This is a genomic window from Thermococcus thioreducens (assembly GCF_002214545.1).
In the GTDB taxonomy this organism is placed as follows: domain Archaea; phylum Methanobacteriota_B; class Thermococci; order Thermococcales; family Thermococcaceae; genus Thermococcus; species Thermococcus thioreducens.
On record NZ_CP015105.1, the window covers coordinates 2,008,716 to 2,020,919 of the forward strand.

General features: G+C 54.9%; 14 protein-coding genes. 5 read left to right on the forward strand and 9 right to left on the reverse strand.

Annotated elements, in window-relative coordinates; genetic code table 11:
• Together A3L14_RS11210 and A3L14_RS11215 are read left to right on the forward strand one after the other, a co-directional pair.
• A complete protein-coding gene (locus A3L14_RS11210; protein WP_055430007.1) occupies positions 1-936 on the forward strand; it encodes a dipeptidase in 936 nt (311 codons plus the stop codon).
• A 40-nt stretch (positions 937-976) separates the two neighbouring features.
• Positions 977-1,825, forward strand: a complete 849-nt coding sequence (locus tag A3L14_RS11215; RefSeq protein ID WP_055430008.1) for a class I SAM-dependent methyltransferase — start codon at positions 977-979, stop codon at positions 1,823-1,825.
• Positions 1,826-1,831: 6 nt separating this feature from the next.
• Here the strand turns inward: A3L14_RS11215 and A3L14_RS11220 are convergent, their stop codons facing one another.
• Positions 1,832-3,706, reverse strand: coding sequence for a S9 family peptidase (locus A3L14_RS11220; RefSeq protein ID WP_088886142.1), 1,875 nt, complete (start codon positions 3,704-3,706; stop codon positions 1,832-1,834).
• Positions 3,707-3,774: 68 nt separating this feature from the next.
• Here A3L14_RS11220 and A3L14_RS11225 point away from each other — a divergent pair, with 68 nt between their 5' ends.
• Positions 3,775-4,104 (forward strand): hypothetical protein, encoded by a 330-nt coding sequence (locus A3L14_RS11225; RefSeq protein WP_055430010.1) that lies wholly within the window; start codon positions 3,775-3,777, stop codon positions 4,102-4,104.
• On the opposite strand, the gene A3L14_RS11230 is transcribed toward A3L14_RS11225, so the two are convergent.
• On the reverse strand, positions 4,069-4,716 hold the full coding sequence (locus tag A3L14_RS11230) for a hypothetical protein (RefSeq protein WP_055430011.1): 648 nt from the start codon (positions 4,714-4,716) through the stop codon (positions 4,069-4,071). The genes A3L14_RS11225 and A3L14_RS11230 overlap by 36 nt on opposite strands.
• 52 nt (positions 4,717-4,768) lie before the next feature.
• On the opposite strand from A3L14_RS11230, the gene A3L14_RS11235 reads away from it, so the two are divergent.
• On the forward strand, positions 4,769-4,996 hold the full coding sequence (locus A3L14_RS11235; protein WP_012572508.1) for an Lrp/AsnC family transcriptional regulator: 228 nt from the start codon (positions 4,769-4,771) through the stop codon (positions 4,994-4,996).
• A gap of 54 nt (positions 4,997-5,050) precedes the next feature.
• Here the strand turns inward: A3L14_RS11235 and A3L14_RS11240 are convergent, their stop codons facing one another.
• The 3 genes from A3L14_RS11240 to A3L14_RS11250 all read right to left on the reverse strand — a co-directional run bounded on the left by A3L14_RS11240 (position 5,051) and on the right by A3L14_RS11250 (position 8,705).
• Positions 5,051-5,725 carry a TIGR00153 family protein gene (locus A3L14_RS11240; RefSeq protein ID WP_055430012.1) on the reverse strand — a complete coding sequence of 225 codons (675 nt, stop codon included), beginning with the start codon at positions 5,723-5,725 and terminating at the stop codon, positions 5,051-5,053.
• A 4-nt stretch (positions 5,726-5,729) separates the two neighbouring features.
• Positions 5,730-6,947: an inorganic phosphate transporter gene (locus tag A3L14_RS11245; RefSeq protein ID WP_055430013.1), complete on the reverse strand. Its 1,218-nt coding sequence runs from the start codon at positions 6,945-6,947 to the stop codon at positions 5,730-5,732.
• Positions 6,948-7,046: 99 nt separating this feature from the next.
• Positions 7,047-8,705 (reverse strand): metallophosphoesterase family protein, encoded by a 1,659-nt coding sequence (locus tag A3L14_RS11250; protein ID WP_074631562.1) that lies wholly within the window; start codon positions 8,703-8,705, stop codon positions 7,047-7,049.
• A 127-nt stretch (positions 8,706-8,832) separates the two neighbouring features.
• Here A3L14_RS11250 and A3L14_RS11255 point away from each other — a divergent pair, with 127 nt between their 5' ends.
• Positions 8,833-9,189 (forward strand): cupin domain-containing protein, encoded by a 357-nt coding sequence (locus A3L14_RS11255; RefSeq protein ID WP_055430014.1) that lies wholly within the window; start codon positions 8,833-8,835, stop codon positions 9,187-9,189.
• Here A3L14_RS11255 and A3L14_RS11260 read toward each other — a convergent pair.
• From A3L14_RS11260 to A3L14_RS11275, 4 genes are all read right to left on the reverse strand, one after another.
• Positions 9,186-9,758 carry a signal peptidase I gene (locus tag A3L14_RS11260; protein ID WP_055430015.1) on the reverse strand — a complete coding sequence of 191 codons (573 nt, stop codon included), beginning with the start codon at positions 9,756-9,758 and terminating at the stop codon, positions 9,186-9,188. The two genes, A3L14_RS11255 and A3L14_RS11260, sit on opposite strands and share 4 nt — an antisense overlap.
• A gap of 18 nt (positions 9,759-9,776) precedes the next feature.
• Positions 9,777-10,163: a hypothetical protein gene (locus A3L14_RS11265; RefSeq protein ID WP_055430016.1), complete on the reverse strand. Its 387-nt coding sequence runs from the start codon at positions 10,161-10,163 to the stop codon at positions 9,777-9,779.
• A gap of 170 nt (positions 10,164-10,333) precedes the next feature.
• On the reverse strand, positions 10,334-11,611 hold the full coding sequence (locus A3L14_RS11270; protein ID WP_055430017.1) for a tRNA (N(6)-L-threonylcarbamoyladenosine(37)-C(2))-methylthiotransferase: 1,278 nt from the start codon (positions 11,609-11,611) through the stop codon (positions 10,334-10,336).
• Positions 11,612-11,780: 169 nt separating this feature from the next.
• The gene (locus A3L14_RS11275) at positions 11,781-11,993 is read right to left on the reverse strand and encodes a TRAM domain-containing protein (protein ID WP_055430018.1); all 213 of its coding nucleotides are present in this window, start codon (positions 11,991-11,993) and stop codon (positions 11,781-11,783) included.
• Positions 11,994-12,204: the final 211 nt, after the last annotated feature.

A 12,204-nucleotide genomic window follows, 5' to 3' on the forward strand; every position in this document is an offset into this window, starting at 1 on the left:
ATGATATTCGACGCCCATTCAGACCTCCCAACGTTCATCTACGACGAAAGGGACAGGGGAAAGGCTCGCGTTCTGGAGGAAAACTTCGAACGCTTCTTCGCCCCGGGGATAGGTGCCAGGGTCATGGCCATCTGGACGCGTCCCGACAGGAGGAGCAACGCAACCGTCTACGGCCTGGAGGCTCTGAACGCCCTCAGAAGGGACATCGAGGAGAGCGAACGATTTGAGCTGGTGACGAGCTCCGAAGGGATGAAACGGGCCATTGAAGATGGAAGAATCGCCCTCTGGCTCGGCCTTGAGGGCGGCGAACCGGTGGGCGAGAGCATCCACCTCCTGGAGGTCTTCTACCGCCTGGGCCTCCGCGTTCTGACCCTCACATGGAGCCTGCACAACGCGATAGGCGACGGTGTCTTTGAAAGAACGAATGGGGGGCTCACCAACTTCGGTATTGAGGTCGTTGGAAAGGCGGAGGAGCTCGGAATAGTCATCGACCTGAGCCACATCAACGAGGCCGGCTTCTGGGACGTCCTCGATACTACCGCGTTTCCGGTCATAGCGTCGCACTCCAACGCAAGAGCCCTCTGCGACCACGGGAGAAACCTGACCGACGATCAGATCCAGGCGATAGCCGAGCGCGGCGGTGTCATAGGGGCGGTGGCGATCCCAAGCTTCGTCCACCGGGAGAGGCCAACACTGGAGATGTACGTGGAGCACATAGCGTACATGGCAGACTTGGCCGGGTACAAACACGTCGGCCTTGGCTTTGACTTCGTGTACTACCTCCCAGGCTGGAGCGGGAGGAGCGTTGAGGGCTTCGAGGACGAGTCGAAGATACCAGCGCTGGTTGAACGGCTCTCCGAGACCTTCAGCGGGAGGGAGGTCGAGGCCATAACATTCAAGAACTTTGAGCGCGTTTTTGAGAGGGTCGTGGGTTAGGTTTTTATTCCCTACCCTCCAGCACGGCACGGTGGGAGTTATGGAGGAACTCTACTTTTTAACCGCGAGGGAAGCCAGGAGACTGCTCTTTTCAGGGGGGGCCGTTAAGCTCAACCTCGACCTCAGAAAAACCAACAGGACGTGGGAGGTAAAGCTGGAAGGAGACGAGTTCATATTTCCCAATGGAACGCGGGTTGGGAGGGACATCATAGAGAGAATTGCGAGGGACGAGGGGAGCGTTTACTTTATCAGGAAAGGCGTTTACAAGGCCGCAATAGCCGGCGAGCACTTCTACAAGCTTGTGCCGACGATTCCGCCGACGATAGAGATAAACGGCATCAGGATGCACAGGACAAAGGAAGTGAACCCCCTGCAGGACACAAGGAACAAGGTGAACGCGGTGAAGCCGAAGGAGGGAGAGACGGTTCTGGACACATGCATGGGGCTGGGGTACACCGCCATAGAGTCCGCCAAGAGGGGGGCGTACGTCATAACCATCGAGAAAGACCCGCACGTCCTGGAGCTCGCCAGGATAAACCCCTGGAGCAGGGAGCTCTTCACGGGAGGAAAAATCCAGGTCATACAGGGCGATGCCTTCGAAGTTGTAAAGAAGTTCAACGATGAGAGCTTCGACGTGGTTATCCACGACCCGCCGCGCTTTTCTTTAGCCGGACAGCTCTACTCGGAGGAGTTCTACCGCGAGCTGTACCGCGTCCTAAAGCCCGGCGGGAGGCTGTTCCACTACGTTGGAAACCCCGGGAAAAAGTACCGGAGGAAAGACCTCCAGAGGGGCGTCATGGAACGGTTGAGGAAGGCGGGCTTCGTAGGGGTTAAGCGGGTCGAGGAGGCCCTAGGAGTGGTGGCGAGGAAGCCGGTGAAAGAAAAATAAAAAAGCTCATTTCTTCGTTTCTCCCTTCATCACCTTCTCCACGTCAAATCCTTCCTCGTACTTCTTAAGCTTCCTCTCGAAGAACTCGATGAAGAGCCTGTATCTCTTCGCCCTGTGCTTCGGCTTGCCCCGTATGCTGTGGCCGTGGGCGCCGCGCCTGAATATCGCTATGTATGCCTCCTTCCCCATGTCCCTGAGCACGTTGTAGAACATCAGGCTCTGGTCGAGCGGGCAGCGGTAGTCCTCAAGGCTGTGGATGAGCAGGATCGGCGCTTTAACCCTGTCGGCGTAGAAGAGCGGGCTGAGCTTCCGGTAGTTCTCGTTCTCTAATGGATCTGCCCCGATGACTTCAACGTCGTACCAGAGGCCTATGTCCGAGAAGGCGTAGCTGGTGAGCCAGTAGCTTATGCCGTTCTCGCTGATGCCGGCCTTGAAGAGGTCGGACTGAGTCAAGGCCCAGTTGGTCATGAAGCCGCCGTAGCTTATGCCGGTTATTCCAACCCTCTCCCTGTCTGCCTGGGGTTCGAGCTTAAAGAACTCCTCAATGCCGTTCATTATGTCCCCGAAGTCCTCCAGACCGGTTCTCCCCAGCACACGGAGGGCAAAGTCTTCGCTGTAGCCGTTGCTCCCGCGCGGGTTCACGAAGACGACGTAGTAGCCCTTGTTCGCCATCAGCTGCATCTCGTAGACGAAGCGGTGGCCGTACATCCCCTTCGGGCCGCCGTGGACGAAGACCACCACCGGCGCCTTCTCGCCCTCCTTCAGCTCCGGTCTGAGGTACCAGCCGTCTATCTCAAGGTCGAGGGACTTGAAGCGGAAGTGCCTCGGCTCAAAGGTTTTGAGCCTCTCGAATATCGGCCCGTTGTAGTCGGTGAGCTGCTTCAGCTCGCCGTCGTAGAGGTAGAGCTCCGCTATTCTCATTGCGGTCGCTATAAGCAGAACCGCCCTGCCCCCATGGACGTCGAAGCCGTAGACCCAGTGGTCACCGGCAACGATTCTCTCGGCCTCCCCGTCCCAGAGCCAGAGGTTCACCCTGCCAGCGTCGGGCGTCAGGAAGTAGACCCTCCCATCATCAAGCCTGGCGTCGTAGACGTCCAGCGGGCCCTCGTAGACCGGCCTGAGCTCGCCGTCCCAGATATAGATCCACTCGTGCTCGCTGATGAACTTCTTTTCCCTCTTCCCGCGGAGAAGCAGACTCTCTCCGTCGGAACCCACCGCCGTGAAGGAAACCCTCTCGAAGAGCTTCTCTTCAGTTCCATCCTTCCAGAGGTAGATGTCCCAGAACTTGAACAGGGCCGGCTTGCTTCCCTCGCGGTGCGGGACGTTGACGACCACGCCATCGCCGTGCCATATTCCGCTCGAAAACCTCGGCTTCTCGAACTGCTCAAGTACCTCCTCGCTCTCCGTGTCGAGAACCCAGAAGGTGGTCTTTTCGCCGTCGAAGAAGCCCATGTTGTCGAACCATGCCGGGACGTCGTCGTCAAAGACGAAGTCCCCGTCGTCCCTTCTCTTAAAGCCCACAACGAGGAGCCTTCTTGAATCGCTGTTCCACTGGATCGAGCGGACGTTTTTAGCGCTCAAAACCTTCTTTGCGCTCAGGGTCTGAACGTCAGCGACCCATATCTCGCTCTCTTTCTTCTCCTCGTTAAAGCGGGTGAAGGCGAGCTTTCTGCCGTCGGGCGAAATCCTCGGCATCGCTGCATTCTCGATGAAGCGCCTCGCGCCGGTCTCCAGATCCTCAACAACGACGGTGCTCTCGTACTTATCTTCGTTCATGTTGGCCTTGGTGAGGGTGTAGGCGACAAGGTTCCCCCGTATTCTCGGGTCGCCCAGGTAGGCGAACTTAGAAAAGGTCTCGTGGTTCCATTCGATACTGCTCATAACGCTATCACCTACTTGGTAGAGAGCCTTAAAAGTATATAAGGGTAACTACCCGTCCAGGTGAGAGGATGAAGGAAGAGTACGCCGTTGGAATTATACTTGCCGCTGGAATAGTGGTTTCGCTCGTTCTCAGAACATACAGCGGAATAGCACTGGCCGCCCTCGGGATACCCCTCTACCTGGCCTACATCGCGAGGGAGCAGAACGTACTGGCGAAGTCGAGGCTCTACGACCGTGACCTCTTCCTCATGATAGCCATAGCGGTGGTGGTCATACTGGTCTTCAATTACCTCTGGGACCCGAGGATGGGCCTCATAGCGATGGCAATCGCGATACCCCTGCTGGCGATCTACGCGGGCAGACTAAAGGCGAGAAAGGAGGCGGAGAAGGCCCGATAGCTGGCCGGTTCTTTTGTAAGCCCTAACTTCGTTCCTCATTTCGTCCAGAAAATCCCTATCAATACCGAACTTCACCCTCACCCGGCGCGAAATGTAGTTGTCGTTGAGAAAGATCATGGCCACCGCGGAGGTGAGGTTCTTCGGCTTCCTCCAGTTGGCCTTCTCGAAGTCTATGACGTAAACATGCTCGCCGGCTATTATGTGCTTGCCGCCCTGGATCTGGCCGTGGTCAAGGCCGAGCCTGTCGAGCAAAGCTGTTTTCTCGACTACCTCAAAGAGGTGGCGCTTTTCGAGGTCAGCGTGGAGGATTATCTCCCCCTCTGCGAACTCCCTGATGAGGTACTCAAGGCCCTCAAAGACCCCATACCCTATCAGCGGGGGAGTTACTCCGAAGGGCCCTATCGTCCTGACGATTTTCGCCTCCCTCGCGAAGTTCTGCCTCGGCGAGTCGGGCCTTTGGAGCTTAATGATGACGTTTTTTTCATCTAACATTGCCCTGAAGATAAGGCTCGTGGTTCCCTTGGAGTAGGGGCGGACTTCCTCGAATCCGAGCGATTTTAGGTGGGAGTAAAACCGCCCCAGTTGAGCTTTACTTATCAGGTGGTCGAACATACTCCTCGATAAGCTTAAATACTCCGCCGATAAAATACTTTTGGTGATAGCCATGGTGACGGCTTTTATTTTGATGGTGACGGCCGCTGGAAAGGAAAGGGAAGTTATGGAGAAGCTTCTGGCCATGCCGGAGGTTAAGGAGGCCTACGTGGTCTACGGCGAGTACGACCTCGTCGTTAAGGTTGAGACCGACACGCTCAAGGACCTTGACCAGTTCATCACGGAGAAGATAAGGAAGATGTCCGAGATACAGATGACCTCGACGATGATAGCCATCTGAACCTCTCATTCTTCTCTCTTGCCCTTATTCTAAGAATAACAGAAAAGAAGGGGCTCACTTGTTCATCATGAGCCTTATCCTCTCGGCCGCATCCTTGGCCTTGTCCGAGATGTTGCTGAGGGTTCTGGCGATGTTGAGGATGTAGAAGCCGTCGCCCCAGCTCAGCTTTTCCGCGTTCTCGAAGACCAGCTGCATGAGCTTCGTGTCGAGGCCGTCTATCTTATTCTCGACGCTCTCTATCTGCCGGATTATTTCGTACTCCTTGGATATCTCCCCATCGGCGAAGCCGCTCTCTATAACACGATCCATCTGGACTATGGCCTCGTGGACGAGCTTTGCAGCTTTGATGCTCTCCATGCCCATCTGGAGGATTACCTCCTTGACCTCGACCGGAAGCTCTCCGGGCTCCCTGATGAGAAGCCATTTGGCGGTGTCCTCAGCAGCGTCAGCAACCTTGTCCTGCATGTGGAGGTAGATGAGCACGTCCTCCCTGGCCACTGCCATCATGAGCTTCGAGCTGAGGGAGTCCCTTATCTCCTCCTTTATCCTGTCGGCAACGTCCTCAAGGCGGTCAACCTCGACGGCTATCTTTCTCATCTCCTCGTAGTCCCCATCGTACCAGCGCTGGAGCGCCTTTTCAAGGGTCTCAACGGTGTTGAGAACGACCTCGGAGTGCTTTATAAGGGGCTTGAACGGGCTCTTCGCAAATAGCTTTGTCCAGACCTGCATGTTATCACCCCACGATCATGAGGAACTTGAATATGGCCGCACTTATCAGACCCGCGACCGGAACGGTAATGAACCAGGAGATTATTATGTCCCTAACGATGTTCTTGTTTATTGCCTTTACTCCCCTGGCGAGGCCTACCCCTATGACTGCCCCAACCACGGTATGCGTCGTTGAGATTGGCAGGCCCATCCAGCTGGCGACAAGGACGACCGTCGCCGCCGAAAAGTCTATGGTGAAGCCCCTCGTGTTGGTGAGCTCCGTTATCTTCTTTCCAACCGTCTCCATGACCCTGTAACCGTAGGTGGCGACACCAACCGCTATCCCCAGGCCACCAAGGGCAAGGATCCACTTGGGGACGGGAACCTGCATGCCGCTCAGCCCCATCGTTGCCACCGCATAGACGGCCGCGACAGGGCCTATCGCGTTTGCAACGTCGTTGGCGCCGTGGGCAAGGGCAACGTAGCCGGAGGTAATGACCTGAACCTTACGGAATATGGCCTCGACCCCTATGAACGGGTCGCTGCTCGGGAAGCGGAGCTTTATGAGGACGTACGTTACAAAGAACACAACTATGCCGAGCGGGACACCGTACATGAAAACGCCCGTCTTGAGATCCTTCCCATGGAGGACCTTGATGTAGAACATCGTCCCTATTACCACAAAGGCCAGCCCGATCCAGAAGGGCGACCAGATGCGGGCACTCCTCACGGGGTCTCTCCTCTCAAATATGCTCTTGGTCAGCGCCTTGAATATGAAGTAGGCCATTATGGCCCCGACTATCGGGGAGAGTATCCAGCTGAGAACCACCTGCGTCATCTTGCCCCAGTTGACTATGGCCGTTCCGGCGTAGACTATTCCATAGCCCGCTATGCCGCCTATAATCGAATGGGTGGTAGAGACCGGCAGACCGAACTTGGTGGCTATTATAAGCCAGAGGGTCGCCGCGAGAAGCGCCGCAACGGAGCCGTAGATGAGAACGTTCGGGTCGGTTATCATCGTCGGGTCGAGGATGCCCTTTCGTATGGTCTCGGTGACGCTCTTTCCAAAGAAATACGCCCCAGTGAACTCAAGAACACCAGCTATTATCACGGCCTGTTTGGGGGTTATCGCCTTCGCACCCACCGCGGTGCTCATCGAGTTGGCGGCGTCGTTGGCACCTATCGCCCACGCCATGGCAAATCCGAGGACCACGGTTATCAGTAGCCACACTTCCACTGCCATCACCGAAGCCCAATAAGGGGGGGCATATAAATATCTTGCCGCAGTAGAATATAGTTGTGTGGGAATCTCTATATAGCGATAAATAGAATAAATAGAAAATCAGGGGTTCACCTTCACGGGCTCGGCCGTTATTGTGGCATTGGAGAGCATGCCGAGCCTGGCGTAGTGGTAAAAGCCACCCTCATCGGGCTTGGCGTAGAGCGGCGCTCCGCCTCCACCGGTGACTATGTACCTGACGCCGTCTATCTCACCGTCCCAGAACATGTGGATGTGGCTAAAGACCCCAAAGGCGCTGTAGGCCTTCATGAGCTGGAGGAGCTTCTTGCCGTCCATGTAGTTCATGCCGTGGTTGCCGTTAGGCCTTGGGTCAACCGGAGGGGCATGCATGACGATGACAGGCTTCTTGCCGAGGCCCTTAGCCTTTTCGAGCTCGTTCTGAAGCCACTCCCACTGCTCATCGCTCAGCCCGTAGTCGTGGTCTATGTTGTTCATGAATATGTAGTAGTAATCACCGAGGGCGAAGGAGTAGTCCGTCGGGCCAAAGAGCTGGTGGTAGACGTTTATTCCTTCACCACGGTACTCGTGGTTTCCGACGGCTATGAAGACGGGCTTGTTCCACTTCCACTCCTTCATAAGCTCGCCCCACTCGTCAACCTTGCCGGAATAGACCAGATCCCCACCGTCTATTATGAAGGCCCCCTCGTCAGAGTTCATGGCGTCCCTGACCTTGAGGAACGCCGGAGGCACCTCCTTTCCACCATCGGATCTGTGGTCGCCGAAGGCAAGAACCGTGTAGTTCCCAACATCCCTCGGAGAGATGCTGAAGGAAGGTTTGGATGTTGTGAACTTGACCCATGTATCACCTGTCTCGACATCCTCCGGCAGGTTGAGTACGGAGGGATTGGTGTTCTCGATGACGTAGGTGAGCTCAGCCCCGTTGGGGTTCTTGACTTCCACGCTGACGTTGAAGCCAAGGGCGTAAATATATACTGTCGAGCCGTTGACGAGCTTTATGAACCCTCCCTTTACTGTAACGTTTTCACCGTCAACGACGCGCCAGTAGTAGATGAAAGGCTCCATCGTCTTAAATGAGCTCAAGTACCAGTGCTCCCCCTCGTCTTGAACACCGTTCCAGTTGTTGTCCCCTATGACCTTGAGGAGAATCCCCTCGAACTCGCCGCTCCTCAGGACGTCGCCGGTGTTTATCTGCCTCCCCTCCTTCAGCCCCATCGCGTACTCCAGAGCGGCCCCGGCACCTGCCTTGCCTGTGCCGGTGAAGACGAGGTAGGCCTTTCCGTCCTTGTTAAAGGCCGCAAAGATGCCCTTGTCTTTACCAACGAACTTAAGGCCGAGCTTGTAGACGATGTAGCCGAAGTAGTCGTTGACCGTTATCAGTATCGGCTTCCCCCTGAGAACAGGGCGGGCGTCCTCCGGAGAGAGTATAGCGATGCCACCCTCGTACTGGCTCGCCGGAAGAATCTGGGCGTTCGGGAAGTAGTGCTTGGCCAAGTCCTCGTACCCCTTACTGACGTAGACCTTCGACGTGTCCCCGATTTTGTACCAGTTAGAAAGAACCTGGCCTTTCCCATAAGCGGCAAAGTCAATGCCACCTGATTCGGTGGGGGACGCTGTTGGGGAGGTAGCCGAGGTGGTTCCCGTGCCGGTGGGAGATGTTGAGGCTGTCCCTCCATTTGACCCTATGCATCCCGCTGCCAGGACGATCAGAACCAGCAGGACTGCAGAAGCAACTTTCTTCATCATGTCCTTCACCACAGGAGGTTAAAAGTCAGAGCTTAAAGTCCTTTTGGACTTTTCCCCATATTTTCCGGCCCCCAAAGCTCGGCAGGTTTAAATAATCGTGTCTAAAATTTATCTGGGTGATACCATGTTCGTCGGGCACTACAAAGACGTCCCCGAGAAGGACACCGGTTTTGATGGGGTGACCATAAGGTGGCTCGTTTCTCCAAAGCTCGGAGCGGAGAACTACGCGATGCGCTACTTCGTCCTCAGGAAGGGCGCTGAAATACCGCTCCACCACCACGACTGGGAGCACGAGATATTCATTGTGAAGGGCGAGGGGATAATAACCGGCGGCGGCAAGGAGGCCCACGTCAAGGCCGGCGACTTCCTCTACGTCCCGCCCAACGAGCCCCACGGCTACAGGGCTTTAAGCGAGACCTTCGAGTTCCTCTGCATAATCCCCGCCAAAAAAGAGGCAATACCCGACGATGAGTGGGCCTAACGGCGCCTGTAATGGTAAACCTTTATTTTCTTTCTCCTGAGGACGACCAGGTCTGCCTTTCTGGACTTAGGACGTAGGGGTTCTTCTTCCAGAAGCGACCAAGCTATATCATACGCGAGAGAAGCCACCACTATAAGCAACAGACCGAATATTATGAGGGGCGTATAGTACCAGAGGATCCCCGCCCTGGGAATAACGAGCACGACCTTTCCCACAATCTGACTGGGATAGACCCTCCACGGATCCGCATACTCCCTGTTATCCCCTTTGGTTACATAGTAAATATTGCCCGCCGGGTCTGTTTTTATATCTACCACCCGATGGGTTATCCGGTACGTTGCATTTCCAATCTCAATACGATAGAGAATCACGTCACCGATATGCACATCGCCCGGGGAGACTGGTCTTGTAATCACCATATCGTTCGGGTTTATATGGGGTTTCATAGAGTCTGTGAGGATGACGACGTACTGAAAGCCGAAGACAAAGTGCAGAGCAACGATTCCCAGCACAAAGACAAGAATAGAATACGTCAAAATGGAGAGGAAGTCAAAGCGCTTGGCATTCATTCAGGGCCTCCTATTCCTTCAGCCACCCTGGTAAACCACATAGACAGTGTCGAAACTGCTCAAAGCCACTGGCGAGGCAAAGGTCAGGGTGTACGTACCGGAACCGTTCAGAGTGGCCTGAGCAACGGCCACCAAAGTCGTCCCGCTGTACAGTTTGAGGTATATGGTACCCGCACCTGGATCGGTGGTTATAGTAACAGTGGCGCTGGTAACGTAGTCCGGGTTGGTCGAATCAAGAGTCCAAGTGACATCAGCGTTTGTAACGGTGCTGGTAATGACCTTACTGCCCTGACCAAGTTCCTGGACGTTAACTGTAATAGCAGGAACAGCAAGCGCGGCGCTGATGAGGGAAAGCGCAAGGGCCAGAGCAAGCGGAATTAACCTCTTCTTATTATTCCTCCTCATTTTGACCCACCCCTAAATAGAGCCTTATAACTTCTGCCCCTCTGGGGGTATAAATAGTTTTCTAAAGCAAACCATACCGGTTCACCTTTTGAAATTGTAGGTTTTACAAAAGAACCAGAAGATCGTTAAGAATCCCTCAATCGGCCTTGGATACTCCACAAAAGAGTGCCTCAGTGAAGGGGAGTGCCCCTAAGGTACGTCGAACCGGCCCATTCGACCCGAACCCGGAGGAATTCACCGGGCTCTCCGGAATCCAGTATTATATCCTTGTAGTTGAAAGTCCGGGCCTCAACGCCCCCCTTCTCACCGGCACCGTGGACGAGAACCTCGACTGTCCTGCCGACGTAGGAGCGGTTTATCTCGTGGGCTATCTGGAGCCTGAGCCTGTGTAAACGCCTGGAGCGTTCCTTGACCCTCCAGCCTGGGAGCTGCTTCCACTTAGCCGCTACCGTTCCCGGTCTCGGAGAGTAGCGGGAGACGTTTATCTTGTCTGGTTTAACCCTCTTAATCAGCTCAACGGTGTTCTCGAAGGCCTCATCGCTCTCCCCAGGAAAGCCCACTATGATGTCCGTGTTGAGGTTTAAATCACGAACTTTCTTACGAAACGTTCGAACTATCTCCTCGAACTCTTCCACAGTGTACGTCCTCCCCATCCTCCTCAGAACCTCATCGTCCCCGCTCTGAACCGGCAGGTGGAGGAATCTGTAGACCTTCCCGTCCTGATAGGCATCAACCAGCTCGTCGAGTATCTTTATCGCATGGTTCGGGTTCATCATGCCGACCCTTATCCTGAAGTCGCCCTCTATCGCAGTTATCTCGTCGAGTAGCTGGGCTAAATTAGTCCCGATGTCGAAGCCGTAGCAGCCTGTATCTTCGCTCGACAGCTGGATCTCCCTGTAACCCCTTGCCAGAGCTTCCTTCACCCATTTGACTACGAGTTCAGGCTTGTAGCTCTTAAGCACCCCCCTCGCAAAGCGGGTCGCACAGTAAGTGCACCCGTTCAAGCAGCCCTCGCTTATGGGCACGACGAAGGCAACGCCGTTTTTCCAGAGGCGAGGGAGTTCGAGCTTGTCGAGATTTCTTTCCCGCCAGCCCTCAACGCTCATCAGCTTTCCGCCGCGCTCCGCTACGCTTATCGCCTCGGCTATTCTGTCAATGCTTTTCACTCCGAGGATCCCGGAGACGCGGGGGTCTATGGCTTCCGGGCTGACGTGGGGAAGGCAGCCGGTGACGATGACCCTTTTTCCAGAGCCGATGAGCTCCGCTATGCGCTCGCGCATGTGCTTCTCTGTGGGGTCCTTTACGGCGCATGTGTTCACCACGACGTAATCGGCGCTTTCCGGTGTCTCCGCCAGGCTATACCCTGCCCTAACCAGGAGAGCCTCCATTATCTCAGCATCGGCCCTGTTCCTCGTGCACCCGTAGGTCTCGACGTGAACCCTTACCATCGGTGGGCGCTCTGGGAAGGGGTTTAAAAAGGGTGCGGTTCAGGTTTGGGAACCACCTGCTAAAGGGCTCACCATAAAAAGGAGTTCTGCCCTCTTGACCCTGTATCTCATGGCACCAGAACTATTGAATAAACCCTTCACGTTCAGTAAGAATAGAAGGAAAAGGAAATCAGATGACTTCCGCGAAAGCGAACTTTCTCTTAACCGAGTTAATGACGATCTCAACCTCGTCGCCGACCTGGGTGTTCGGGACGAAGATAACGAAGCCCTTTATCTTGGCGATACCATCGCCACCCTTTCCAAGGCTCTCGATCCTAACTCTATACCTTTCTCCAACCTTAACAGGGGCTTCGTAGCCACCGCCAAATCCATCTCCATACATATCCAACACCAACTCTTTCAACTTTGAGACTCCTCGAAAGACTCCGAGAAGAGCCTCAACAGGGACTCAGCAGGAGGGTATATAAAGCTTTGGGTAATTTTTACGTCCCTAAAGTCACTAAAATGCCGTCTCTAGCCATATAAGTCCAGCAAAGGACAATCGGGCCCAAAAATTTCTGCCAGCCAATTTTCTACTGCCGACGCAAGTATTT

Bases quoted from the DNA above. Each gene is read 5' to 3' on its own strand.
- A3L14_RS11235 (WP_012572508.1), top strand. From the start codon at position 4,769: ATGGTGACGGCTTTTATTTTGATGGTGACGGCCGCTGGAAAGGAAAGG.
- A3L14_RS11245 (WP_055430013.1), bottom strand. From the start codon at position 6,947: ATGGCAGTGGAAGTGTGGCTACTGATAACCGTGGTCCTCGGATTTGCC.
- A3L14_RS11220 (WP_088886142.1), bottom strand. From the start codon at position 3,706: ATGAGCAGTATCGAATGGAACCACGAGACCTTTTCTAAGTTCGCCTAC.
- A3L14_RS11240 (WP_055430012.1), bottom strand. From the start codon at position 5,725: ATGCAGGTCTGGACAAAGCTATTTGCGAAGAGCCCGTTCAAGCCCCTT.
- A3L14_RS11210 (WP_055430007.1), top strand. From the start codon at position 1: ATGATATTCGACGCCCATTCAGACCTCCCAACGTTCATCTACGACGAA.
- A3L14_RS11260 (WP_055430015.1), bottom strand. From the start codon at position 9,758: ATGAATGCCAAGCGCTTTGACTTCCTCTCCATTTTGACGTATTCTATT.
- A3L14_RS11215 (WP_055430008.1), top strand. From the start codon at position 977: ATGGAGGAACTCTACTTTTTAACCGCGAGGGAAGCCAGGAGACTGCTC.
- A3L14_RS11265 (WP_055430016.1), bottom strand. From the start codon at position 10,163: ATGAGGAGGAATAATAAGAAGAGGTTAATTCCGCTTGCTCTGGCCCTT.
- A3L14_RS11250 (WP_074631562.1), bottom strand. From the start codon at position 8,705: ATGAAGAAAGTTGCTTCTGCAGTCCTGCTGGTTCTGATCGTCCTGGCA.
- A3L14_RS11255 (WP_055430014.1), top strand. From the start codon at position 8,833: ATGTTCGTCGGGCACTACAAAGACGTCCCCGAGAAGGACACCGGTTTT.
- A3L14_RS11275 (WP_055430018.1), bottom strand. From the start codon at position 11,993: ATGTATGGAGATGGATTTGGCGGTGGCTACGAAGCCCCTGTTAAGGTT.
- A3L14_RS11270 (WP_055430017.1), bottom strand. From the start codon at position 11,611: ATGGTAAGGGTTCACGTCGAGACCTACGGGTGCACGAGGAACAGGGCC.
- A3L14_RS11225 (WP_055430010.1), top strand. From the start codon at position 3,775: ATGAAGGAAGAGTACGCCGTTGGAATTATACTTGCCGCTGGAATAGTG.
- A3L14_RS11230 (WP_055430011.1), bottom strand. From the start codon at position 4,716: ATGTTCGACCACCTGATAAGTAAAGCTCAACTGGGGCGGTTTTACTCC.